Origin of the sequence: Populibacterium corticicola (genome assembly GCF_042683685.1) — a bacterium.
Classification (GTDB): Bacteria; Actinomycetota; Actinomycetes; order Actinomycetales; family Cellulomonadaceae; genus Timonella; species Timonella corticicola.
Genome location: NZ_JBHUOP010000019.1, coordinates 1 through 501 on the forward strand (window position 1 = coordinate 1; position 501 = coordinate 501).

Here is a 501-nt window from a genome sequence, read left to right on the forward strand (position 1 = left end):
ACCGGATTCAGGTAACCCATCAACACCACCGGAGTGTGTTGATTGTCAGCCCTGAACGCTTTGACCATGTCAATGGTTTGTTCAATCCCCACGCCATTGGCAATGGCTTGTTCAGAAGATTGCTGGATCACAGGCCCATCTGCCATGGGATCTGAAAAAGGCATACCTAATTCAATGATATCGGCACCCTGAGCAACCAACTCATGCATCAGGGGCACTGTGAATTCGGGCTTAGGGTGACCTGCTGTGATGAATGGGACCAAAGCTTTGCGGCCATTCAATTCGGCCAATCTGTTCTTGATCAGACTCATACGTCAACCCCTTCAATGGCGGCAATGGTGTGCACGTCTTTGTCTCCACGACCTGATAAATTGACCACAATGTTTTGTTCTTTGCTCATACTGGCGGCCAGTTTAACCGCGTATGCCACGGCATGAGCGCTTTCCAGAGCAGGCAAGATGCCCTCAACCCGGGTGAGTTGATGAAAAGCAGCCAATGCTT

General features: G+C 50.3%; 1 protein-coding gene and 1 pseudogene. Both read right to left on the reverse strand.

What is annotated here, in order from left to right; translation table 11 throughout:
• A partial coding sequence (trpA, locus tag ACFSYH_RS14915; RefSeq protein WP_377468265.1) for a tryptophan synthase subunit alpha occupies positions 1–311 on the reverse strand: 311 nt, incomplete at its 3' end.
• Positions 308–501: pseudogene (locus ACFSYH_RS14920) on the reverse strand (tryptophan synthase subunit beta); the annotation flags it as partial. The pseudogene ACFSYH_RS14920 and the gene trpA, both read right to left, overlap by 4 nt.